Origin of the sequence: Actinokineospora fastidiosa (assembly GCF_014648415.1) — a bacterium.
GTDB classification, from domain to species: Bacteria; Actinomycetota; Actinomycetes; order Mycobacteriales; family Pseudonocardiaceae; genus Actinokineospora; species Actinokineospora fastidiosa.
Map to the genome: position 1 here is coordinate 167,460 of NZ_BMRB01000004.1, position 21,665 is coordinate 189,124.

Below are 21,665 nucleotides of genomic sequence, written 5' to 3' on the forward strand. Positions count from 1 at the left end.
CCGTGTGCAGTCGACGTCACCGCAGCGTCCGTCGGACGTGGTGGTGGACGTCCCGCTTTGTGATCCGTCCGATGTGGTCAGTGCCGTGGAGACGGCCCGTGCCGCGCAGCGGGAGTGGGCTCGCGGTGGGCCCGCGGTCCGGGCGGCCGCGCTGACGGCGTGTGCCGACGCGGTGGCGGCGCGGACCGATGAGCTGGCCGCGCTGGTGGTCCGCGAGGTCGGCAAGCCGGTGCTGGAGGCCCGGGGCGAGGTGGCGCGCGCGGCCGCCATCCTGCGGTACTACGCCCAGCAGTGCTTCGACCCGATCGGGGAGACCTACCCCGGGGCCGGACTGGACTTCACGGTGCGCAGGCCGCGCGGGGTGGCGGGGCTGATCACGCCGTGGAACTTCCCGCTGGCGATCCCGGTGTGGAAGGCGGCGCCCGCCCTGGCGTACGGCAACGCGGCCGTGGTCAAACCCGCGCCGGAGGCCACCGCCTGCGCGCTCCGCCTCGCGGAGCTGTTCGCGCCTCACCTGCCTTCGGGGCTGCTGTCTGTCCATCCGGGACACGGTGAGACGGGTGCGGCTCTGGTCGATGCCGCCGACGTGGTGTCGTTCACCGGTTCGACCGGGGTCGGCAGGCGCGTCGCCGCGGCGGGGGCGGCGCGGGGGATCCCGGTGCAGTGCGAGATGGGCGGGCTGTCCGCGGCGATCGTCCTCCCGGACGCCGACCTCGGCCGCGCGGCCACCCACGTCGCGGGCGCCGCGATGGGCTTCGCGGGGCAGAAGTGCACCGCCACCAAGCGGATCCTCGTGGTCGGCGACCCGGCGCCGTTCACCGAGGCCCTGCGGGCCGCGGTCGACGCCCTGCGCGTCGGCGACCCGGCCGACGACGGCGTCGCGGTCGGGCCGGTGATCACCGAGGCCGCCCGCGACCGCGTCCGCGACGCCCGTGCTGGCCGCGTCGTGGTCAGCCGCGACGTGCCGGACGAGGGCTGGTTCGCCGCGCCCACCGTCGTCACCGACCTGCCCCCGGACGCCCCGCTCAACACCACCGAGACGTTCGGCCCGATCTGCACCCTCGCCGCGGCGCCGGACGTCGCCTCGGCGCTCGCCCTGGCCAACGGGACCGCGTACGGCCTGGTGACCGCGCTCTACACCAACGACCTGGCCGCGGCGATGGCGTACGTCGCCGAATGCCAGTCGGGCATGGTCAAGGTCAACGCCCCGACCGCGGGCGTCGACTTCCACCTCCCCTTCGGCGGCGAGAAGGACTCCGGCTACGGCGGCCGCGAACAGGGCAAGGAGGCCCAACGCTTCTACACCAGCCCCCGCACGGTCCAGTTCGGCTAGCTGCCTTCGGGCCGATCCGTCGAGGAGCCGGGCGGCTGACCGGCTGCTACCTCGACGCGGGGCCGCGGGCCGGGGTTCCGGGCAGGGCGGTGGTCCACTCGATGACCGCTCGGTGGTACTCCGGGGCGTGCGGGGAGAAGTTGAGGGAGTGGCCGTAGCCGGGGACGACGTGGGTGTGCAGCCCGGCCTCCGGGGCGTAGAACGGGCCCTCCGAGGCGCGCAGGGCCTCGGCCGACGAGCAGTCGGCGCCGAGTGGGGGGCCGCAGAAGTTCGCGTCGCCCGCGCCCATGACCACCATGACCGGCACCTTGATCTGCCGTGACAGGGGGATCAGCGTGCTGATCAGCACCGTGTCCACCGTCTCCGTCGGGGTGACGACGTCCTTGGTGGCCTCATCGAAGGCGAGCGCGGCCGGGTCCGGGGCGCCGGGGGTGTGGAACGACCGGTAGCGGGAGCCGGGCGTGGTCGTCAGGTAGCCGAGGTCCAGGCCGTAATCCCGCAGGCGCGCGTCGAGGACGGCGGGGACGAGGGTGGTGAACACCGGCACGGCGCCCGGGAGGTTGATCCGGTGGGTGAGCCCGGTGATCACCACGCCGTCCACGTCGCGGTGGCGGGCCGCCTCGATCGTGGCCACCGCGGAGCCGACCGAGTGGCCGACGACGACCACCCTGGCGAAGCGCGGCCGCAGCGTCTGGATCACCCGGTGCACGGCGTCGGCCTGGCTGCGCGCGTCGAGGAACAGGCTCGCGGGCCGCGAGCTGCGGCCGCTGCCGAGCCGGTCGACGGCGATTGTCGCGATCCCGGCCCGGTTCATCGCCAGCCGGTACGACAGCGTCTCCGGCGCGTGGCCGATGTCCCAGTACGCGCTGGTGTAGGTGCCTCCGGGGATCAGCACCTGGACCGTCGACGCGCCCTGCGGCACGCACAGCCTCCCGTGCATCGACTGCGCAGTGAGTCCTGCCCGCACCGGTACGGTCACGTCCTCGCAGGTGATCTGCGCCGCGCCCGCCGTTCCGGGCGTCATGCAGACCGCGGCGGCGAGCAGGGCCACGACGCCCAGACGGCGGTATCGCACCACAACCTCCAGATCAGTGCCGCGGGATCGCGGTCATCAGCAGGCCGCTCGGGTAGGCGGCGGACGTGAACGTGACGCGGACCGGCTTGCCGGGCACGGGAACCAGCCGCCACCGCGCGGCGACCGTGGCCACCGCGATCGCGATCTCGGTCTGCGCGAACAGGTTCCCGACGCACTGCCGCCCGCCCGCGCCGAACGGCACGAACGCGCCCTTGGGGACGCGCGACGCCCGCTCGGGCGACCAGCGGTCGGGGTCGAAGCGGTGCGGCTCGGCGAACGAGGCCGGGTCGTGGTGCAGGGCGTGCGGGCTGAAGATCACCTCGGTGCCCTCGGCGAACGGCACGCCGCCCAACTGCACCGGCGCGAGGGTGCGCCGCATCAGGAACCAGACCGGGTACATCCGCAGCACCTCGTTGACGACCCGGTTGAGGTACACCAGCTTCTCGACGTCGGCGAAGGTCGGCGGCCGCCCGCTCAGCACCTCGTCGACCTCGGCGTGGACGCGGCGCTCGACATCGGGGTGCCGGGCGAGTTCGTGGAAGGTCCAGGCCAATGCCAGCGCCGTCGTCTCGATGCCGCCGACGAGCAGCGTCATGACCTCGTCGTGGACCTGCTGGTCGGACATGCCCGCGCCGGTCTCGTCGTCCTGGGCCAGCAGCAGCATCGACAGCAGGTCGCCGTGGTCGGCGCCGTCCTCCCGCCAGCTGCGCACGACGTCGAGCACGATCGCGCGCATGCGGGCGATGGCGGCGTCGAACTCGCGGTTGGCGCGCAGGGGCAGCCGCTCGACGAACGACGGCGACAACGCGCGGACCATGCCCTGCTTGAGGACCAGGAAGATGGACCGGCGGATCTCCTCGATCGCGCGCTTGCCCATCTCGGTGGAGAACAGCGCCTCGCCCACGATCGTGACCGCCAGGGACTGGGCGTCGGCCTCGACGGCGCGCACCTGGCCGGGCCGCCAGGAGGCGGTGAGGTCGGCAGCGGCGCGCGCCATCGTCTCGGCGTAGCGGGCGATGCGGTCGCGGTGGAAAGCGGGTTGCACCATCCGCCGCTGACGGCGGTGGTCAGCGCCGTTCGAGGTGGCCAGGCCGTTGCCGAAGAACGGCCGGAACTTGTCGAACAATGCTCCCTTTCGGAATAGCGCACCCTTGGTGACCAGCAGTTCGTGGACAAGGCGAGGATTCGTCAGGAAATACGTCGGCATGGTCCCCAGATCGATGCGCACGATGTCGCCGTACTCCCGCAGCGACGCGGTGAACCGGTGGCGTTCGCGCAGCATGGGCAGGGTGTGGCCGAGCAAGGGGAGTCGACCCGGGGCCACCGGGACCGCCATGTCCGCTCCTCGCCGAGTTGGGGATGGATCGTGGGGAAGGATCGTGGGGATGGATCACAGTAAAGCCGTTCGGGTGGCGCCGACAGTGCCCGATCGGGCGATCGCGAGCCACCCCGATGGCCCAATGGAGCGCCCTTCCCGGATGGATAGGATGTTGCCTTTCTAGCAAAGGGGTGTTCGCAGTGGCGCAAGGGGAATGGATTCCGCCGAGTGTCGACGTCTCGGTCCCGAGCATGGCGCGCACCTACGACTTCCTGCTCGGCGGCGCCCACAACTTCGCGGTGGACCGGGAACTGGCCGCCCACGTCGAGCGGGTCATGCCCGACGCGCGGTCGGCTGCCCGGGTGAGCCGGGCGTTCCTCGGCCGGACCGTGCAGTACATGGTGGGGCAGGGGATCCGCCAGTTCCTCGACATCGGCTCGGGCATCCCGACCGTGGCCAACGTGCACGAGGTCGCGCAGGCGGCGGACCCGGAGTGCCGGGTGGTGTACGTGGACAAGGACCCGATCGCGGTGGCCCACAGCGAGTTGATGCTGGTGGACAACGACCGCGCGGCCATCGTGCACGCCGACATGCGCGACCCGGACTCGATCCTGGACCACCCGCAGACCCGGCGGCTGCTCGACTTCGACCAGCCCGTCGGCCTGCTCGTGCTGATGATGCTGCATTGGCTGCCCGACGAGGCCGACCCGTGGGCGCTGATGGCGCGCTACCGCGACCCGCTGGCCCCCGGCAGCCACCTCGCGATCACCCACGTCACCGCGGACAACCAGGACGAGCGGCTGACCGAGGTGACGGACCTGATCAAGGAGAGCCGCAGCGCCGACCAGCTCACCGAGCGCCCGCACGATCAGGTGGTGGCGCTGTTCGGCGACTTCGAGCTCGTCGAGCCCGGCCTGGTCGGGTGCGCGGCGTGGCGGCCCGCCGGTCGGGGCGACATCGCCGACGCCGCCGAGATGAACATGGTGATCTACGGCGGGGTCGCCAGGAAACCCTGATGCCGAGGCAGGACTGAGGATGTCGCAGCCCGGATCCAGGCCGGACCCGCGCCCGGACGGCGGACGCGCGCGGGAACTCCTCGCGCGCAAGTGGGCGTACCTGCTGAGCGGCGTCGCCGTGATCCCGCTCGCGGTCGAGGAGCTGGAACACGAGCTGCGCGAGCAGATCGACGCCCTGTGCGCGGCCGCGGCCTGCGACCCGGTCGACACGGCGGCGGCCGAGCGCGTCGGCGACCACGTCGTCGGGCTCGGCTACGTCGGCGAGGACGGGCTGCGGCGGACCGTCGAGGTGCTCGGCAAGGGACTGCCCGCGCTGCCCGGGTTCCAGCGCGCGGAGCAGGCCGCGCTCGTGATCGGCGCGCTGGCCGCCGGATTCCTCGTCGCGAACCGGCGGGTGGTGTTCGAGCAGCAGGAGCGGATGCAGTTGTCGCTGCTCAAGGCCGTGCGCGACGCCAAGTGGCACCTCAAGGAGAGCGAGGCGCGCTTCGACTCGGTGGTCACCTCGTCGGCCAGCGGCATCATGATCGTCGGCCTGGACGGGCGGCTGGTGCGGACCAACGCCGCGGTCGCCGAGATCCTCGGCCGCACCCCGGCCGAGCTGACCGGCGCGACCCTGTTCGACCTCGTCCACCCCGACACCGTCGGGATGCTCCGCGAGGCGATGCGGGCCGTGGCCGAGGGCGGCCAGGACCGCGTGCGCCAGTCACAGCGGCTGCTGCGCAAGGACGGCGACGTCGCGCGGATCTCGCTGACCGCGTCGCTGCTGCGCGACCCGGACGGGGCGCCGAGCCACTTCGTCGCCGTCGTCGAGGACGGCACCGAGCTGATGCTGCTGCAGAGCGAGCTGCACCGGCAGGCGCTGCACGACGTGCTCACCGGCCTGCCCAACCGCCAGTTCTTCGGCACCCACCTGGAGAGCGCGGTGCGGCGGGCCGACCCGGTCCACGGCGTGACGCTGCTGCACCTCGACCTCGACGGGTTCGGCATGGTCTGCGACAGCCTGGGCTGGCTCGCGGGGGAGCGGCTGCTGGTGCACGTGGCCCAGCAGCTGAAATCCGTGCTGGCGCGGGAGAAGGCGATGGTCGCCCGGTTCGACGGCGACGAGTTCGGCATCCTCGTGGAGAACACCGCGACCACGCCGAACACCGCCGCGCTCGCGGCCGCGATCAACCGGGCGCTGGCTGAACCGGTGTACGTCGACGGGCACGGCCTGGCGGTGTCGGCGTCGATGGGCGTGGTGCGCGGCGTGTCGCGGAACCAGGAGCCCGCCGAGCTGCTGCGGGCGGCCGACCAGGCGCTGCGGCGGGCCAGACGGGGACGCCGCGGGCAGTGGGAGCTGTTCGACCCGGGCCGGGACACCGCGGACCGCTCGGCCCTCGCGCGGGCAGTCGCCATGCCGGGCGCGTGGGAGCAGGGCGAGTTCACCGTCCGGTACCGGCCCGTGGTGCGGCTGGCCGACGGCGGCGTCGCGGGCGCGGAGGCGGTGCTGCGCTGGGACCGGCGGGACGGGCGGCTGCCGCACGAGCGGTGCGTGGCGCTGGCCGAGCGGACGGGCTTCATCCTGCCGCTCGGCGAGTGGCTGCTCACCATCGCCGCCGGTCAGGTCCGCTGGTGGCAGCGAGACGCCTCGGCGGTGCCGCTGTCGGTCGCCCTCACCGCGCACCAGGCGACCGACGCCGACCTGGTGTCCCGCGTCGTCCGGGTCCTGGACGCGACCGGGTTGCCCGCGAACCGGTTGGCGGTCGCCGTGCCCTCCGCCGCGGTGACCGCGCCCGACGTCGCCGACAACCTCGGCGTGCTGGCCGAGATGGGCGTGCGGACGGCCCTGCGCGATCTCGCCCTCGGCCCCGACGACGTGGCCGCCGTGCGCGACCTCGGCATCCACTCGGTGCGCGTGGCCGCGCGGCTGGTGGAGCTGCAGAGCAGGGCGGACGCCGCGTACGTCGGCGCCCTGCTCCCCGCACTGGTCGAGACCGGCGCCGTCATCGGTGTCGACGGCGTCGTCACCGAGGAGCAGGCGGCCTGGTGGCGGGAGGCGGGCGCGGAGCTGGGCACCGGGCCGCTGTTCGGGCCCGACCACTCCGCCGCGGGCTTCCACGCCCGCCTGCGCCGATAGCGTCAGCCCGCGGCCTTCTTGACCAGGGCGGTGATGCGCTCCTCCACCTCGGGGGTCACCCCGGTGAGCGCGAAGGCGGTCGCCCACATCGCGCCCTCGTCCAGCTCCGCGGTGTCGTTGAACCCGAGCGTGGCGTAGCGGGCCTTGAACTTGTCCGCGCTCTGGAAGAAGCAGACGACCTTGCCGTCCAGCGCGTAGGCGGGCATCCCGTACCAGAGCTTGGGCGCGAGCGCCGGGGCGTTGGTTTTGACGATGGCGTGCACGCGCTCGGCCATGACCCGGTCGGACTCGGGCATCTCGGCGATCTTGGCGAGCACGTCGCGCTCGGCCTCGGCGGCCTTGTCCGCGCGCGATCCTCGGCGCGACTGCTTCTTCAGCTCCTGGGCGTGCTCCTTCATCGCGGCGCGCTCCTCGGCCGTGAACCCGTCGTACGCCTTGGTCGCCTTGGTGCCCATCGTCGATCCCTTCCCGGAGTGGTTCCTGCTGATGGGAACGCTAGGTGGTGGTCCAGCGGTCCGCTTCTCCATTCCTGACCGGTCCGCCACCGCAGGTCAGCGGCCTTTTCGGGTGAACTGTCGGGGAACGCGTCCGCGCTCGGCTCTGGCTCATCAGCCCATGGGGTACTGTCGGTGACGACGCCATGTCACTTCGCGGGGACCTTCTTCGCGGGCGCCGCTCGCCCCGTCGGGTGCACCCCGAGCTGCCTGTTTCAACCCGTCTTCAGCCGGGAAAACCCCGGCCAACCGGCTTCTGCCTCCTGGCGGATCGGTGCTACCCGTCAGATCGACCTCCGGAGGCCCGTGTTGTCCCTCTCCTCTCCCGTTTCCCTGGGCAAAACCGGGGACTTCACGGAGCTGGTCGGCCTCGTCCGGCAGTCCGGGTTGCTGGACCGCCGCCACCGGTACTACGCGGTGCGGATCGTGCTGAACCTGGTCGTGTTCGCCGCGGGCTGGGTGGTGTTCGCCCTGGTGGGCGACTCGTGGTGGCAGCTGCTCACGGCAGTGTTCTTCGCGGTGATGTTCACCCAGCTGGCGTTCATCGGCCACGACGCCGGGCACAAGCAGATCTTCCGCTCCCGCCGCGCCAACGACGCGGTCGGCTACGCCCACGGGGCGCTCGTCGGGATCAGCTACGAGTGGTGGGTGAACAAGCACATCCGCCACCACGCCAACCCGAACCACGAGGAGGACGACCCCGACCTGGACATCCCGCTGCTGGCGTTCAGCCGCGCGCAGACGCACAGCAAGCGCGGGTTCCTGCGGTGGACGACGAAGTACCAGGCGTTCCTGTTCTTCCCGCTGCTGTTGCTGGAGGGCCTGAACCTGCACTGGGCGGGCGTGCGGGCGGTGATGACCGGCGAGGTCAAGTCCCGGGGCCGCGAGTCCGTGCTGCTGCTGGTGCACGTCGCGGTCTACCTGACGGCGGTGTTCGTGGTGCTGTCCCCGCCGATCGCGCTGGCGTTCATCGCGGTCCACCAGGGGCTCTGGGGCGTCTACATGGGGTGCTCGTTCGCGCCCAACCACAAGGGGATGCCCACCATCGCGCCGGGCACGAAGCTGGACTTCTTCCGCAAGCAGGTCATGACCAGCCGCAACGTCAGCGGCGGCCGGTGGGTCGACTGGCTGCTGGGCGGGCTGAACTATCAGATCGAGCACCACCTGTTCCCGAACATGCCGCGGCCGAACCTGCGGCGGGCACAGGTGCTCGTGAGCGAGTTCTGCACGCGCCACGGCGTCCATTACGCCCAATGTGGACTGATGACGTCCCTCGCGCACGTCCTGCGCCATCTGCACGAGGTCGGAGCGCCCTTGCGGGCTCGGAGCCGACCGGCGAACTAGCCGCCGGGCAGCCGGAGCACCAGCGTCGCTGGTGCTCCGCCCTGATCAGCCTGCCCGACGGGCGCCGCCGCCCGACTTCGCCCGCCGCGGCGGGCCACCCCTGCGGGACGACCGGCGCCTGTCCTGCGCGGCGGCGACCGGCGCGGCGCCCGGGGCGGTGTAGGAGCGCTCGCCGGGGGCGAGTTCGGCCAGCAGCGGGTGGCCGGGGCCGAGCTTCGTCGTGGTCGGCTTGATCTTCGCCTTGCGGACCAGGTCGCGCACGTCGGACACCTGGTCGTCGGTCATCAGGGTGACGACCGTGCCGCCCGCGCCCGCCCTGGCCGTGCGGCCGGAGCGGTGCAGGTACGCCTTGTGCTCGACCGGCGGGTCGGCGTGGACCACGCGCACCACGTCGTCGACGTGGATGCCGCGCGCGGCGATGTCGGTGGCCACCAGGATCTTGGCGGCGCCGGAGGCGAACGCGGTCAGGTTGCGCGTGCGCGCGCCCTGGGCCAGGTTGCCGTGCATCTCCACCGCGGGCACGCCCGCGGCGTTGAGGTGGCGGGTCAGCGCCCGCGCGCGGCTCTTGGTCCGGGTGAACACCAGCGTGCTGCCCGGCGCGGCGACGAGGTCGACCAGCACGGGGATCCGCTCGGCAGCCCGCACGTGCAGGATGTGGTGGACCATTGTGGACACCGGCGACTGGGCGGAGTCCACGCTGTGGGTCACCGGGTCGGTGAGGAAGCGCCGCACGAGCACGTCCACGCCGGAGTCCAGCGTCGCCGAGAACAGCAGGCGCTGCCCGGTGCGCGGGGTCTCGTCGAGCAGCCTGCGGACCGCGGGCAGGAACCCGAGGTCGGCCATGTGGTCGGCCTCGTCGAGGACGGTGATCTCCACCGCGTCGAGTCGGGCGTCGCGGGTGTCGATGAGGTCGCGCAGCCGTCCCGGGCAGGCGACGAGCACGTCGACGCCCTGGCGCAGGGCCTTGACCTGCCCGCCGCGGTTGACGCCGCCGAAGACGGTGGCGGTGCGCAGCGACAGGGCGGCCGCCAGCGGGGCGGTGCTCGCCTCGATCTGGGTGGCCAGCTCCCTGGTCGGGGCCAGGATCAGCGCCCTGGGCCGCCGGGGCGTCCTCGGCGCCGCGCTCTCGGCGAGGCGGGCGAGCACGGGCAGCACGAACGCGAACGTCTTGCCGGAGCCGGTCTGGCCCCGGCCGAGCACGTCACGCCCGGCGAGCGAGTGCGGCAGCGTCGCTTCCTGGATGGGGAACGGTGCGGTGATGCCCTGCTTGGCGAGCACCCTGGTCAGCTCGGCGGGCACGCCGAGCTCGTCGAAAGTCGTGTGGGGGCGGCGGACCGCCATGAATTCTCCGAACGCTGAAGGATCGTCCTGCCCGGCGCGAACTCGACGGTCGCGGCGCATGGGGGTCGATGTGGAAACGTGGCCCGAGGCAGAACAGAGCGGGCCACGCCCCGAGCGTACCTCATGTCCGGGATTCCGCTGGGAGCGGAAGCGCTGCCCGCGCCGACGGGATCGGTGCCAGGATGTCCCCATGGCGGACGTGGTCCAGTTTCCCCCCAACCGCACCCCCGCTCCGGACGGCGACCCGGAGCCCCTCTGGCGCGCCGCCCTGGGCCGCAACCTGCGGGCGATGCGGGAGCGCCAGGGCGGCCGCCTGGTCGACGTCGCCGAGCGGGCGGGCATCTCCCCGCAGTACCTGTCGGAGATCGAACGCGGCCGCAAGGAACCCTCCAGCGAGATGATCGCCGCGGTCACCGGCGCCCTCGGCGTGGAGCTGGCCGACCTGCTGATCGACATCTCCTGGGACGTCCGCCGCCACCGCGGCCCCGGCCCGATCCCCCGCCGCCGCCCGAGCGGCCCGGTGCTGATGGCGGCCTGAGGCCTCCGGCTGCCGGGTCGGGTGGCGGGATCCGTCGGGTCGGGTGGGGGGAGATCCGTCGGGTCGGGTGGTGGGGAGATGGAGGTCGGCGAGGCGACCCGCCCCGGTCAGGTGCCGACGGCCGCGTGAGGTCGAGAGGTCTGCGCGCCACGGCCGAGGCGCGGGGGCCGCAGGTCGGCGACGTCGCGCGGCGGGTTGTCGCGCGGCGGGTTGTCGGGTGGCGGGTTGTCGCGCGGCGGGTTGTCGCGCGGCGTTGTCGCGCGGCGGGTTGTCGGGTGGCGGGTCGGCCGTGTGGCTTCCTGGCCTGCGGAGGTGACCACGGGAACCTCTGGCCCAGCTCGGTGCGCTGGGCCGTCGTCGGGGAAATGCGGAATCTCCTCTCCGGTCGGATGAGGCGTCGGCTGGCTGGTCGGGCGCTGCGGTGTGGGTCGTGGGCTTTGCGGGCCCGCCGCTGGAGCGGTTCGTCTGGTTGTCTGCCCGGTAGGCCCGGTGCTCCAGGGGGGCGAGGCTGCGGCCCGCCCCCGCCTCGGGGATCAGGCCCTGTGTTCGAGGACCTGGTCGGCCAGGCCGTAGGCGACTGCGCCGGGGGCGTCGAAGACTCGGTCTCGGTCGGTGTCCTCGCGGAGGCGGGCTATGTCCTTGCCGGTGTGGGCGGAGAGGACCTCCTCCAGCTGGGTGCGGACCCGCACCACCTCGTCGGCCTGGAGGATGAGGTCGGGGATGGTGCCTCGGCCCTGGGCGGCGGGTTGGTGGAGCACCACGCGGGCGTGGCGGAGGACTGCTCGGCGGCCTGCCTCGCCCGCGGCCAGGAGGACCGCGCCCGCGGCCACGGCCTGGCCGACGCAGGTCGTCACCACCGGGGCCTTGATGAAGCGCATGGTGTCGTAGAGGGCGAGCATCGCCGACGGGTCGCCGCCCTCGCAGTTGATGTAGAGGTTGATCTCCTGCTCGGGGTTGTCCGACTCCAGGAACAGCAGCTGCGCGATCAGCGCGTTGGCCACGCCGGAGTCGATCGGGGTGCCGAGGTAGACGATGCGCTCGGAGAGCAGGTGGGAGTAGACGTCCATGATCCGCTCGCCGCCCGCCACGCGGGTGATGACGTTGGGGATGGTGTACGTGCTCATGCTGTCGCTCCCGTCTCCGCGCGCAGCCCCAGCCGTTGGGTGCGCACGGGCAGCACCTGGTCGAAGGCGTCGACGATCTGGTCGATGAAGCCGTACTCCCGCGCCTGCTCGGCGGTGAACCAGCGGTCGTGCAGGGAGTCGGCGAAGATGCGCTCGATCGGCTGACCGGTGTCGGCCGCGATGATCCCCAGCACGGTGTCCCGGGTGTGCCGCAGGTCGTCGGCCTGCACCTCGACCTCGACCGCCGAGCCGCCGATGCCCGCCGAGCCCTGGTGCATCAGGACCCGCGCGTGCGGCAGGGCGAAGCGCTTGCCGGGCGTGCCCGCCGACAGCAGGAACTGGCCCGCGCTGCACGCCAGCCCCAGCGCGAGCGTCGTCACGTCGCACGGCACGAGCCGCATGACGTCGCGGATCGCCAGCATCGATGGCACCGAGCCGCCGGGCGAGTGGATCCACAGCGCGATGTCCTTGTCCGGGTCCTCGGCCGCCAGCGCGAGCATCTGGGTGGCGAGGACCGTCCCGTTGTCGTCGTCGAGCACGCCGTCGAGGACCAACACCCGCCTGCTGAGGAACCGTTCGCGGAGCCGGTGGTCGAACAGCGGCTGTTTCTCGTTCGTCATGCCCCGACAATGCCGCCGCGCCGCCCCCGTCCGCCGCTCTCGCTGCCGTGAGCAGATCCGCCCACGGCAGGCGCATCCACGCGGTGTCGGGATGTGGGAAGCTCCAAGCAGACCGGGAGGCTGGATGGCGGACGACCACGCGCGGAGCCCGCGACGGCGCGGACCTGCGCGGACTGGCGCACGTCATCCGCGACTGGGCTCGCAGCGACCCGCAGCCACAACCCCGTTCGACGCCTACCGCGAGTGGGCGTCCGGACACGCCCCCGCGACGCTCCGCCGCACCCTGTCCTTCTCGACCCGGCTGCACGCCGTGGTCTCCCTGGACCTCGCCGGCCACTTCACCGGCCTGCTGATCACCGAGGAACTGCACGGCCGATCGATGACCCGCGCGGCGCCGGCATGGTGAGCCACGCCGACCTCTGCGGGTTCACCACCGAGACCGGCCAGGTCATGGTCGCCGTCGGATGGCTCGATCCGCGCGGCGGGTTCCCGGTGGGCGCGGCCGACCCTCGGCTGCTGCCCGCGTTGACCCGGTTGTGCTACACGCACGAGCAGAACCTGACCCGGGCCTGCTACCAGTGCCCGTACTGCCTCGCGCACCACGTGTTCAGGGACGTGCCGGAGATCCCCGGCGCCCGGCCCGTGCTGCTGGGCAACGCCGAGATCCACATCGTCGGCCCCGACGGCGTCGCCTACGCCGCGCCCACGCTGGTCGTGCACTACGTCGAGGAGCACGGTTACCTGCCGCCGCGACCGTTCGTCGAGGCGGCGCTGTGGGTGGACGCCCGGACGCCGCGGGAGTTGCAGGAGTGGAACCGGTGAGCCCACCCGGCCTCCAGCACCGCGGGGCACGGAATACCATGGTCGACCGCTAGATCGGGACCTAAGTGCGGAAAGGACGGCCGTGGAAACCCTCGAGTTCCAGTCCGAGGCGCGTCAGCTGCTCCAGTTGATGATCCACTCGGTGTACTCGAACAAGGACACCTTCCTGCGCGAGCTGGTGTCCAACGCCTCCGACGCCCTGGACAAGCTGCGGCTGGAGGCCTTCCGGGACAAGGACCTCGACGCCGACACCGCCGACCCGCGGATCACCATCGAGGTCGACCGGGCCGAGCGGACGCTGACCGTGCGGGACAACGGCATCGGGATGACCCGCGACGACGTCGTCGCGCTCATCGGCACCATCGCCAAGTCCGGCACCGCGGAGTTCCTGCGGGCGCTCAAGGAGCGCGACGGGTCGTCGTCGGACGAGCTGATCGGGCAGTTCGGCATCGGCTTCTACTCCACCTTCATGGTCGCCGACCGGGTGACGCTGGTGACGAAGCACCCGAGGTCGGCGGAGGGGGTGCGCTGGGAGTCCGACGGCGGGGGCACCTACACCATCGAGCCCGTCGCCGACGCCCAGCAGGGCACGGCGGTGACGCTGCGGCTCAAGCCCGCCGACGACGATGACCACCTGCCCGACTACACCGACCCCGCCAGGCTGCGCCAGATCGTCAAGCGCTACGCCGACTTCATCACCTGGCCGATCACCCTCGCGGGCGAGGACGGTGCGGAGCCGGAGGTCGTCAACTCCCGCAAGGCGCTGTGGGCGCGGCCGCAGAGCGAGGTCACCGAGGAGGAGTACGCCGAGTTCTACCGGCACGTCAGCCACGACTGGAACAAGCCGCTGGAGACCATCAGCCTCAAGGCCGAGGGCACGTTCGAGTACCAGGCGCTGCTGTTCATCCCCTCGCAGGCGCCGCTGGACCTGTTCATGCGCGAGCGCAAGCGCGGTGTGCAGCTCTACGTCAAGCGCGTCTTCATCATGGACGACTGCGAGGAGCTGATGCCGGAGTACCTGCGGTTCGTCAAGGGGGTCGTGGACGCCCAGGACCTCTCGCTCAACGTCTCCCGGGAGATCCTGCAGCAGGACCGGCAGATCCAGCTGATGCGCAGGCGCCTGGTCAAGAAGGTGCTGGCCACCTTCAAGACCATGATGTCCGACCGGCCGGAGAACTACGCGGTGCTCTGGCGCGAGTTCGGCGCCGTGCTCAAGGAGGGCCTGCTCTCCGACCCGGACAACCGCGACGCGATCCTCGCCGTCTGCTCCTTCGCCTCCACCCGCGACGCGGAGGCCACGACGACCCTGGCCGACTACGTCGAGCGCATGCGCGACGGCCAGGAGGAGATCTACTACATGACCGGCGACTCGCGCGCCGCCGTGGAGAACTCCCCGCACCTGGAGGCGCTGCTGGCCAAGGGGTACGAGGTGCTGATCCTCACCGACCCGGTGGACGAGATGTGGGTCGGCGCCGTGCCGGAGTTCCAGGGCAAGCGGTTCCAGTCGGTGGCCAAGGGCGAGGTGGACCTCGGCTCGGACGAGGACCGGTCCCAGGCCGAGCAGGACTTCGCCGACCTCACGTCCTGGCTGACCGAGACGCTGTCCGAGCAGGTCAAGGAGGTCCGCCTGTCCAGCAGGCTGACGACGTCGCCAGCGTGCGTGGTCGGCGACTCCCACGACCTGACCCCGACCCTGGAGAAGATGTACCGGGCGATGGGCCAGGAACTGCCCCGGGTCAAGCGCATCCTGGAGCTGAACCCGGCCCACCCGCTGGTCGAGGGCCTGCGCGCGGCCCTCGCCGACGGCCGCGACCGCGCCGAACTCGCCCCCGTGGCCGAACTCCTGCACGGCTCCGCCCTGCTCGCCGAGGGCGGCGACCTGCCCGACCCGGCCCGCTTCGCCCGCGTCCTCGCCGACCACCTCCAGCGGGGGCTCTGATCTCCGGACGGGCGGCGTCGCTCCGGGGTCGCCGCCCGTCTCACTCGTCGTGGGTGTGGTCGGTGGGTACTGCTGTGGCGAGGGTGAGGGCGGTGAGCTTCCGTGTCCCGGCTCGCTTTGCCCGCGTTCTCGTCGGTCACCTCCGGCGGGTGGCCTTTTGATCTGTGGACGGGCAGCGCTGCCGTGGGGCGTCGCCCGTCTCACACGTCACGGGTAGTGGGGCGGAGGCGCGGCTGCGGCGGTCGTTGCGAGGGTGAGGAGTTCTGACCTCCGGACGGGCGGTGTTGCTGCGGGGCGTCGCTCGTCTCATGCGTCTCGGGTGTGGAGGGCGGCGTGGGAGGCGGTGGAGATCGCTGCGGCGGCTGCGGCGAGGATGGCGAGGCCGAGCCACGGGGTGAGGGCCCCGTCGGTCGGGACGACCGTGTAGACGGCCTGGCCCGCCGTGATCGGCCAGTGCCGGGCGAGCCAGTCGCCGAGGGGGGCGGGTAGGCCGGGGGCCAGGGCGGGGACCAGGAGCAGGGCGCCGACGAGCACGGCGAGGCTGCTGGTGGTCGACCGGGTGAGCGCGCCGACGGCGACCCCGATGAGGGCGATGATCGTCAGGTAGAGCGTGCCCCCGACCAGCGCGCGCGGCACGCCGGGATCGCTGAGGGTCGCCGGGGGAAGGCCCGCCACGTCGAGCATGAGCTGCACCGCCGCGAAGCTGACGAGCGTGGTGGCCAGGCCGGTGGCGACGGCAATGGCCGCCACGACAGCCGCCTTCGCGGCCAGCAGGCGGGACCGGGCGGGCACGGCGGCCAGGCTGGTGCCGATCGTGCCGGTCGCGTACTCCGGGGTCACGCTGAGCGCGCCGAGCATCCCGATGACGAGTTGGGCGAAGAGGAAGCCCTTCAGGCTGGCGGCGGTCGGGTCCCAGTCCTCGGGCGGCGCGGTGAGGTCGGCCGCGCCGAGCACGCCGAGGGCCGCGCCGGACCCGACGGTGCTCGCGGCCGTGATCCAGGTGCTCCGCAGGCCGCGGAGTTTCGTCCACTCCGAACGGATGGTCCTCATGCCGCCCGGCTCCCGTGGTCGGCGACCGCGCCGGTGATCCGGAGGAAGAGGTCCTCAAGGGACTCCCGGACCCTGGTCAGCTCGTCGAGGGCGATCCCCTCGGCAGCGGCGATCCGGCCGACCGAGGACGGGTCGGCCCCGGTGACGACGAGGCCGCCGTCCTGGCCGCGCTCGACGGTCATGCCCGCCCGGGTCAGTGCGCGCGCGAGGTCGTCCAGCGCCTGGGCGCGGACCGTGACGGCCTGGGTGGTGTGGGCCAGCACGAACTCCTGCAGCGTGGACTCCGCGATGAGCCGACCACGCCCGATGACGACGACGTTGTCCGCGGTCAACTCCATCTCCGACATCAGGTGGCTGGAGAACAGCACGGTGCGGCCCTCGGTTGCCAGGTCGCGCATGAGGACGCGCATCCACCGGATGCCCTCGGGGTCGAGGCCGTTGAGCGGTTCGTCGAACACCAGCACGCCGGGGTCGCCCAGCAGGGCCGTCGCGATGCCCAGCCGCTGGTGCATGCCCAGCGAGAACTCACCGGCCCTGCGGCGCGCCGCGTCCGCCAGCCCGACGAGGTCCAGCACCTCGTCGACCCGCCGCCTGCCGAGGCCCGCGGTCTGCGCGACGGCGAGGAGGTGGTCGGCCGCGGTGCGGCGGGGGTGGACCGCGCGGGCGTCGAGCAGCGCGCCGACCGCGCGTACCGGGTCGGTGAGGTCGGTGATGTGCCTGCCGCCGATGGTGATGTCGCCGCGCGTGGGCCTGACCAGGCCGAGGAGCATCCGCAGCGTCGTGCTCTTGCCCGCTCCGTTGGGTCCGAGGAACCCGGTCACGGCCCCGGGTTCGGCGGTGAAGGACAGCTCGTCGACCGCGGTCCTGGTCCGGTACCGCTTGGTCAGGCCCCGCGCCCGGATGGGGAGGCCGCGCTTCTGCTGTGGCACTGGTGCTCCTCGACTCGAAAACTACACTGCACAGTGTGGTGTAGTTTCGCTGAGGATACGCTGAGACCGTGGTGCGGGCCGAGGAACAGACGCCGGGACGCCAGCGGCGGACCGAGCACAAGCGCGCGGTGATCCTGGACGCCGCCGAGGCGCTGTTCGTGTCCGCGGGCTACGAGCTCACCGGGGTCGACGCCATCGCGGCCAGGGCCGGGGTTTCCAAGCGCACCGTCTACGACCACTTCGGCGACAAGCAGTCCCTGTTCCACGCTGTCCTGGTGCGGGTCAACGAAGCCCTCGCCACGGCCGTGCGCGCGGCGATCGACGAGGAGATCACCGACGGCCGCGACCTCCGCGCCGCCCTGACGGCCTTCGCGCTGCGGGTGGCCACGCGGACGTTCCCGTCCTCGGAGTACGCCGCGTTCCGCCGACTGACCACCCACGACCGGACAGCGCCCCGCCTGGCCGTCCCCGACTACCCGGAACGGATGCTGGAGGAGCGCTTCACCCGACTCGCCGCCGACGGCGCGATGGCCGAGGCCAACCCGCGCCGCGCCGTGCAGCACTTCACCGCCCTGACCCTGCTCCTCGCCCTCGACGCGGCCAAGGACGACCCGGGTGAGCCGGAGATCCGGGCGATCATCGCCGACGGCGTCGACGTGTTCCTCCGCGCGTACGGCCCGAGGCGGCGGTGAACTCAGCCGTTCTCGCCCAGACCCGCTGAGGCGATGCCGGACAGGACCGCGACGCTCTCCACGTCGTAGACGGACTCGCAGGCCCGGCTGACGACGTGGCAGAGGACGTAGCGGTCGGCGAGGGACAGGCCGATGCTGTGCAGGGTCAGGTACAGCAGGCTGGTCAGCAGCCGGGTGGCCAGGAAGCCGGGGTCGCCGCCCAGGTAGTCCTGCAGGTCGGCGGACGCGCCCGCGATCTGGTGGAAGCGGCTGCCCGCGAAGTCGTCGCGCTCGCGCAGGTGGTCGCCCGCGTACTCGGTGTGCGCCCGGATCCCGCCCGCCCGGAAGAGCTCGGTGATCCCCGGCTTGGCCGCCTTGGCCACGTCGTGCCAGCGGCGGGCGCCCGCCGGGACCTCCCCGTCCCGCAGGATGCCCGCCACGCGCGCCTCGACGGTGTCGCGGACCGCGGCGTAGCGGGAGTCCAGGGCGTGGCGGGCGGCGGCGGGGTCGCGGCTGGTGACGACGAAGGCCTCGGCGTGCGAGCGGTAGCTGAGGAAGCTCAGCGGCGGGCCGCCCTGGGCGCCGGGGCGGGAGACGGCGGGCAGGTGGGCGGTCATGAGGTCCAGCGCGAGCGCGGTCAGCCCCGCCCGGTCGGCGGGCAGGTCGAGCAGCGCCGGGGTGACGCCCGCCAGGACCTGGCGGGTCGCCGGGCCCAGCTCCGGGCCGGAGAACACCGGCCCGGCCAGCGGGACCGTGGTCGCCGGGGCGCGCGGGGCGGGGGCGGCGAGGTGGTCGGCGCCGCGCGCCTGCACGACCAGCCGCCCCTCCGCGCGCAGGAACAGCCCGTCGCCGCCCGCGTCGATGGCGGCGCGCAGGAACGCCGTCGCGGCGGGCAGCGCGTCGGCGGGCAGCGCGAACTCCGCCCAGGTCATCCCAGCTCCGGCTGCGACATCGCCATCTCGAAGGCCAGCTCGATCAGGGTGAGCCCGGCGACCCTGCGGTCCAGCCGGATGCCGCGCTCGTCCTCCACCAGCCCGCGCCCGCGCAGGAACTCCGCCAGCGGGGCGATGGACGGGCGGGTCAGCACCTCGTCGAGGTCGGTGCCGGTGGACACCCGCCACTCCTCGCGCAGGATGCCGTCGAACATCGCCAGACCGGCCTGCAGGAACGACACCAGCGCGCGGTCCTGGCCTGCGGGCACGGCGATGTCGAACCCGAGCGGGTCGGCGATGTACTGGTGCAGCCTGCCCTTGCTGTGGGAGAGGAACCGCTGGTCCACCAGCGAGATCGCGCCGGAGCCGAAGCCGACGGTGTCGGCGCGCAGCTGGAAGTACATCGCCGCGAACGGCGAGACCCGTCCGAAGTAGCCGGAGGCGTACTCGGTCAGGCCCGCGTCCTCGATCATCTTGCGGGCCTCGGTGAACAGGACCTGCTGGCGGCGCAGGTAGGCGCGCTTGTCGTCGCCCTGCATCTTCTTGCGCATGAACGTGCCCGGCGTCGGCCGGAACGAGTACAGCGACAGGTGCGTCAGCGGCAGCGCCACCGCCTGCTCGACGGTGTCGCGCAGCTCGTCCATCTCCTGGTCGGGGAACCCCGACATGATGTCGATGGACACCTCGTCGAACCCGGCCTCGCGGGCGGCGTGCACGATCCGGCCCGCCTGGTCGGCGGTGTGGCGCCTGCCGAGCGCGCGCAGGCGGGTGTCGCTGAAGGACTGCACGCCGCTGGACACCCGGTTGAAGCCCAGCTCCCGGAAGAACTCCAGCTTCTCCCGGTCGACGGTGTCCGGGCTGCACTCGATGGTCGCCTCGGCCACCCCGTCGAAGTCGAACGCCGAGCGCAGCGCCGACATCACCTGCGTTGCCTCGTCGCGGTCGAGGCTGCTGGCCGTGCCGCCGCCCCAGTAGACGACGTACGGCTGCCCGGACAGCGCCGCCCCGCGCGCCTCGATCTCGGTGCACAGCGCCCGGATGTAGTTGCGCCGCACCGAGTCCTCGGGCTTGCGCAGCAGGTCCTTGGTCGGGATCGCCTGCACCCAGTCGCAGAAGGTGCACTTGGAATGGCAGAACGGCACATGCACGTACAGCATCAGCATGTGCCGTTCGTCGGTGCTGGAGGGCAGTGCCGACAGCGCCGCCTCGGCGGCGGCGGTCGCGGTGGGCGGCATCGGCGGTCCTTTCGTCGTGGGGTGGTCGCGCCCGGGAAGGCGGCTCCCGCGGTGGGCGCCGGGTCCCGCGGAAGCCGCCTTCTCAGGTGTTACGCGTCGAACCCGCCGCGGCGCGCGCGGCGGAGCCGAGTCAGGACGAGCAGCTGCAGGAGCACTCGCAGGTGGTGCAGGAGGCCGACATGACCTTGGCCACGACCTCGCTGTCCTCCAGCCTGCTGTCGTCCAGGAACTCCGAGATCTCCAGGGAGTCGATGTTCAGCGCCGACAGGTCTGCTGCCATTGCGCACCTCTTTCACGTGTTGTTCCGGCAATTCCGGCCCCGCAACCGAAGTTATGGATCCGGCGCCGGGGGTGTCAAGGAATCCGGCTCGTGCGGCGACGGTTTCCGGAGCGGTTTCTACTACCGCTATAGGAGCGCTGTAAGCAACGTCGAAGTGGTCTGTAAACCACTTGGAGTGGCGGTGTTCCGCTACTCGTCTTCGCAGGTCAGGCCGTTTTGGAAGGGATTAGAGGTGGTTGCCGGGCCACGCTGGCGGGTTGTAGGACTTGGTGTGGGCGCCATCGAAAGGAACCCAATGAGCGTTTATCCGGAGGCGGGAATGCGCGACTTCGTACTGCCCGACATGGCGGCCATTCGGGCCGAGGCCGCGACCGTCGACACCCGCGCGGTGCTCGGCGCTGGCGTCGACGACGTGGGCGCCTCGCGCGCCGCTGTCGCCCTCGCCCTGTGGTCCGACCGCTCGATCGGCACCGCCGAACTGCAGGCGCTGGCCGAGGAGCGGTGCGCGGCGCGGGAGCCGCGGCTGCACACGTTCGTGCCGCTCTACACGACCAACCACTGCGACTCCGAGTGCAAGATGTGCTCGATGCGCAAGGGGAACGCCCGCATGGAGCGGAAGTTCTCCGGCCGCAACGAGATCATCGAGCAGATGGAGATCCTGTACCGCCACGAGGGCGTGCGCGGAATCGGCTTCCTCACCGGAGAGTACGAGGACAAGTACACCCGGCTCAGCACCGCGTTCCGCATCGGCTGGGCCATGCGCACGGCGCTGGACATGGGATTCGAGCGCATCTACTTCAACATCGGCAGCATGGAGCCCGACGAGATCGCGGTGCTCGGCGAGTGGATCCAGCGCGACGAGCCGGTGACCATGTGCGTGTTCCAGGAGACCTACGACCGCGAGTCCTACCGGCGGTTCATGGGCAAGACGTCGGTTGGCGTGCCGAAGGCGGACTACGACCGCCGCGTCGTCTCCTTCGACCGCTGGCTGGACGCGGGCTACCGCTACGTCAACCCCGGCGTCCTGGTCGGCCTGCACGACGACCTCGACGCCGAGCTGGTCGCGCTGGTCGCGCACGGCGACCACCTGCGTGCAAGGGGCGCTGTCGTGGACCTGTCGGTGCCGCGCATGCGCCCGGCGATGAGCTCGCGGGACAGCACGCGGGTCAACGACGACGACTACCTGCGGATGATGGCCGTGATCGCCTTCGTCTGCCCCGAGCAGCGGCTGGTGCTCACCACCCGCGAGCCGCAGGAGTTCCAGGACCGCGCCATCGGCATGGCGGGCGTGATCAGCCCCGGCAGCCCCGACGTCGCGCCGTACCGGGCGGACTCGCAGGCGCGCAACGAGGAGACGACGTCGCAGTTCCTCGTCGCCGACCTGCGCAGGCCCCGGCACATCCTGGGCCGGATCGAGGCGGGCGGCACGCCGGTCGGGCACTTCGCCAACCCGTCGGTCGGCGCAGCGGTCATCCCGATCGGCTGAGC

At 72.2% G+C, this 21,665-nt stretch carries 20 protein-coding genes; 9 read left to right on the forward strand and 11 right to left on the reverse strand.

From position 1 onward, the window contains the following. Positions 1–4: 4 nt before the first annotated feature. On the forward strand, positions 5–1,333 hold the full coding sequence (locus IEY98_RS22885) for an aldehyde dehydrogenase family protein (protein ID WP_268244606.1): 1,329 nt from the start codon (positions 5–7) through the stop codon (positions 1,331–1,333). Positions 1,334–1,379: 46 nt separating this feature from the next. Here IEY98_RS22885 and IEY98_RS22890 read toward each other — a convergent pair whose 3' ends face one another. Next, positions 1,380–2,408 carry an alpha/beta fold hydrolase gene (locus IEY98_RS22890; RefSeq protein WP_229787246.1) on the reverse strand — a complete coding sequence of 343 codons (1,029 nt, stop codon included), beginning with the start codon at positions 2,406–2,408 and terminating at the stop codon, positions 1,380–1,382. A gap of 13 nt (positions 2,409–2,421) precedes the next feature. Then, positions 2,422–3,744, reverse strand: a complete 1,323-nt coding sequence (locus tag IEY98_RS22895; RefSeq protein ID WP_189212672.1) for a cytochrome P450 — start codon at positions 3,742–3,744, stop codon at positions 2,422–2,424. A 233-nt stretch (positions 3,745–3,977) separates the two neighbouring features. On the opposite strand from IEY98_RS22895, the gene IEY98_RS22900 reads away from it, so the two are divergent. Together IEY98_RS22900 and IEY98_RS22905 are read left to right on the forward strand one after the other, a co-directional pair. Then, positions 3,978–4,742 carry an SAM-dependent methyltransferase gene (locus IEY98_RS22900; protein ID WP_229787248.1) on the forward strand — a complete coding sequence of 255 codons (765 nt, stop codon included), beginning with the start codon at positions 3,978–3,980 and terminating at the stop codon, positions 4,740–4,742. A gap of 19 nt (positions 4,743–4,761) precedes the next feature. Continuing rightward, the gene (locus IEY98_RS22905) at positions 4,762–6,858 is read left to right on the forward strand and encodes a putative bifunctional diguanylate cyclase/phosphodiesterase (RefSeq protein ID WP_189212674.1); all 2,097 of its coding nucleotides are present in this window, start codon (positions 4,762–4,764) and stop codon (positions 6,856–6,858) included. A gap of 2 nt (positions 6,859–6,860) precedes the next feature. On the opposite strand, the gene IEY98_RS22910 is transcribed toward IEY98_RS22905, so the two are convergent. Beyond that, entirely contained in the window at positions 6,861–7,313 is a 453-nt protein-coding gene (locus IEY98_RS22910) for an iron chaperone (protein ID WP_189212675.1), read from the reverse strand. A 345-nt stretch (positions 7,314–7,658) separates the two neighbouring features. On the opposite strand from IEY98_RS22910, the gene IEY98_RS22915 reads away from it, so the two are divergent. After that, complete coding sequence (locus IEY98_RS22915) at positions 7,659–8,696, forward strand: fatty acid desaturase family protein (RefSeq protein ID WP_189212676.1); 1,038 nt, start codon at positions 7,659–7,661, stop codon at positions 8,694–8,696. A gap of 45 nt (positions 8,697–8,741) precedes the next feature. Here the strand turns inward: IEY98_RS22915 and IEY98_RS22920 are convergent, their stop codons facing one another. Further along, positions 8,742–10,037 (reverse strand): DEAD/DEAH box helicase, encoded by a 1,296-nt coding sequence (locus IEY98_RS22920; protein ID WP_189212677.1) that lies wholly within the window; start codon positions 10,035–10,037, stop codon positions 8,742–8,744. A 190-nt stretch (positions 10,038–10,227) separates the two neighbouring features. Between IEY98_RS22920 and IEY98_RS22925 the strand changes: the two genes are divergently transcribed. After that, positions 10,228–10,575: a helix-turn-helix domain-containing protein gene (locus tag IEY98_RS22925; protein WP_189212678.1), complete on the forward strand. Its 348-nt coding sequence runs from the start codon at positions 10,228–10,230 to the stop codon at positions 10,573–10,575. A gap of 533 nt (positions 10,576–11,108) precedes the next feature. Here the strand turns inward: IEY98_RS22925 and IEY98_RS22930 are convergent. Together IEY98_RS22930 and IEY98_RS22935 are read right to left on the reverse strand one after the other, a co-directional pair. Further along, complete coding sequence (locus tag IEY98_RS22930) at positions 11,109–11,699, reverse strand: ClpP family protease (RefSeq protein ID WP_189212679.1); 591 nt, start codon at positions 11,697–11,699, stop codon at positions 11,109–11,111. Continuing rightward, positions 11,696–12,319: a ClpP family protease gene (locus tag IEY98_RS22935; RefSeq protein WP_189212680.1), complete on the reverse strand. Its 624-nt coding sequence runs from the start codon at positions 12,317–12,319 to the stop codon at positions 11,696–11,698. The genes IEY98_RS22930 and IEY98_RS22935 overlap by 4 nt, the downstream gene beginning before the upstream one ends. A gap of 399 nt (positions 12,320–12,718) precedes the next feature. Here IEY98_RS22935 and IEY98_RS22945 point away from each other — a divergent pair, with 399 nt between their 5' ends. Beyond that, positions 12,719–13,141, forward strand: a complete 423-nt coding sequence (locus IEY98_RS22945) for a DUF7919 family protein (RefSeq protein ID WP_189212681.1) — start codon at positions 12,719–12,721, stop codon at positions 13,139–13,141. An 82-nt stretch (positions 13,142–13,223) separates the two neighbouring features. Then, the gene (gene htpG, locus IEY98_RS22950) at positions 13,224–15,080 is read left to right on the forward strand and encodes a molecular chaperone HtpG (protein ID WP_189212682.1); all 1,857 of its coding nucleotides are present in this window, start codon (positions 13,224–13,226) and stop codon (positions 15,078–15,080) included. 306 nt (positions 15,081–15,386) lie between these two features. Here the strand turns inward: htpG and IEY98_RS22955 are convergent, their stop codons facing one another. Together IEY98_RS22955 and IEY98_RS22960 are read right to left on the reverse strand one after the other, a co-directional pair. Continuing rightward, on the reverse strand, positions 15,387–16,130 hold the full coding sequence (locus tag IEY98_RS22955; protein WP_189212683.1) for an ABC transporter permease: 744 nt from the start codon (positions 16,128–16,130) through the stop codon (positions 15,387–15,389). After that, a complete protein-coding gene (locus IEY98_RS22960; protein ID WP_189212684.1) occupies positions 16,127–17,059 on the reverse strand; it encodes an ABC transporter ATP-binding protein in 933 nt (310 codons plus the stop codon). Before IEY98_RS22960 ends, IEY98_RS22955 begins: the two co-directional genes overlap by 4 nt. 68 nt (positions 17,060–17,127) lie before the next feature. Here IEY98_RS22960 and IEY98_RS22965 point away from each other — a divergent pair, with 68 nt between their 5' ends. Then, entirely contained in the window at positions 17,128–17,751 is a 624-nt protein-coding gene (locus IEY98_RS22965) for a TetR/AcrR family transcriptional regulator (RefSeq protein WP_189212685.1), read from the forward strand. A gap of 2 nt (positions 17,752–17,753) precedes the next feature. On the opposite strand, the gene IEY98_RS22970 is transcribed toward IEY98_RS22965, so the two are convergent. The 3 genes from IEY98_RS22970 to IEY98_RS22980 form a co-directional block, all read right to left on the reverse strand. After that, positions 17,754–18,662 carry a lantibiotic dehydratase C-terminal domain-containing protein gene (locus IEY98_RS22970; protein WP_189212686.1) on the reverse strand — a complete coding sequence of 303 codons (909 nt, stop codon included), beginning with the start codon at positions 18,660–18,662 and terminating at the stop codon, positions 17,754–17,756. Continuing rightward, on the reverse strand, positions 18,659–19,897 hold the full coding sequence (locus IEY98_RS22975) for a coproporphyrinogen-III oxidase family protein (protein WP_189212687.1): 1,239 nt from the start codon (positions 19,895–19,897) through the stop codon (positions 18,659–18,661). Before IEY98_RS22975 ends, IEY98_RS22970 begins: the two co-directional genes overlap by 4 nt. A 130-nt stretch (positions 19,898–20,027) precedes the next feature. Beyond that, positions 20,028–20,177 (reverse strand): thiocillin/thiostrepton family thiazolyl peptide, encoded by a 150-nt coding sequence (locus IEY98_RS22980; RefSeq protein ID WP_189212688.1) that lies wholly within the window; start codon positions 20,175–20,177, stop codon positions 20,028–20,030. Positions 20,178–20,496: 319 nt separating this feature from the next. On the opposite strand from IEY98_RS22980, the gene nocL reads away from it, so the two are divergent. Then, positions 20,497–21,663, forward strand: a complete 1,167-nt coding sequence (nocL, locus tag IEY98_RS22985) for a 3-methyl-2-indolic acid synthase (protein WP_189212689.1) — start codon at positions 20,497–20,499, stop codon at positions 21,661–21,663. Positions 21,664–21,665: the final 2 nt, after the last annotated feature.

Bases quoted from the DNA above. Each gene is read 5' to 3' on its own strand.
- IEY98_RS22970 (WP_189212686.1), bottom strand. From the start codon at position 18,662: ATGACCTGGGCGGAGTTCGCGCTGCCCGCCGACGCGCTGCCCGCCGCG.
- IEY98_RS22945 (WP_189212681.1), top strand. From the start codon at position 12,719: ATGGTGAGCCACGCCGACCTCTGCGGGTTCACCACCGAGACCGGCCAG.
- IEY98_RS22955 (WP_189212683.1), bottom strand. From the start codon at position 16,130: ATGAGGACCATCCGTTCGGAGTGGACGAAACTCCGCGGCCTGCGGAGC.
- IEY98_RS22975 (WP_189212687.1), bottom strand. From the start codon at position 19,897: ATGCCGCCCACCGCGACCGCCGCCGCCGAGGCGGCGCTGTCGGCACTG.
- IEY98_RS22935 (WP_189212680.1), bottom strand. From the start codon at position 12,319: ATGACGAACGAGAAACAGCCGCTGTTCGACCACCGGCTCCGCGAACGG.
- IEY98_RS22930 (WP_189212679.1), bottom strand. From the start codon at position 11,699: ATGAGCACGTACACCATCCCCAACGTCATCACCCGCGTGGCGGGCGGC.
- IEY98_RS22895 (WP_189212672.1), bottom strand. From the start codon at position 3,744: ATGGCGGTCCCGGTGGCCCCGGGTCGACTCCCCTTGCTCGGCCACACC.
- IEY98_RS22905 (WP_189212674.1), top strand. From the start codon at position 4,762: ATGTCGCAGCCCGGATCCAGGCCGGACCCGCGCCCGGACGGCGGACGC.
- IEY98_RS22980 (WP_189212688.1), bottom strand. From the start codon at position 20,177: ATGGCAGCAGACCTGTCGGCGCTGAACATCGACTCCCTGGAGATCTCG.
- IEY98_RS22920 (WP_189212677.1), bottom strand. From the start codon at position 10,037: ATGGCGGTCCGCCGCCCCCACACGACTTTCGACGAGCTCGGCGTGCCC.
- IEY98_RS22925 (WP_189212678.1), top strand. From the start codon at position 10,228: ATGGCGGACGTGGTCCAGTTTCCCCCCAACCGCACCCCCGCTCCGGAC.
- nocL (WP_189212689.1), top strand. From the start codon at position 20,497: ATGCGCGACTTCGTACTGCCCGACATGGCGGCCATTCGGGCCGAGGCC.
- IEY98_RS22900 (WP_229787248.1), top strand. From the start codon at position 3,978: ATGGCGCGCACCTACGACTTCCTGCTCGGCGGCGCCCACAACTTCGCG.
- IEY98_RS22910 (WP_189212675.1), bottom strand. From the start codon at position 7,313: ATGGGCACCAAGGCGACCAAGGCGTACGACGGGTTCACGGCCGAGGAG.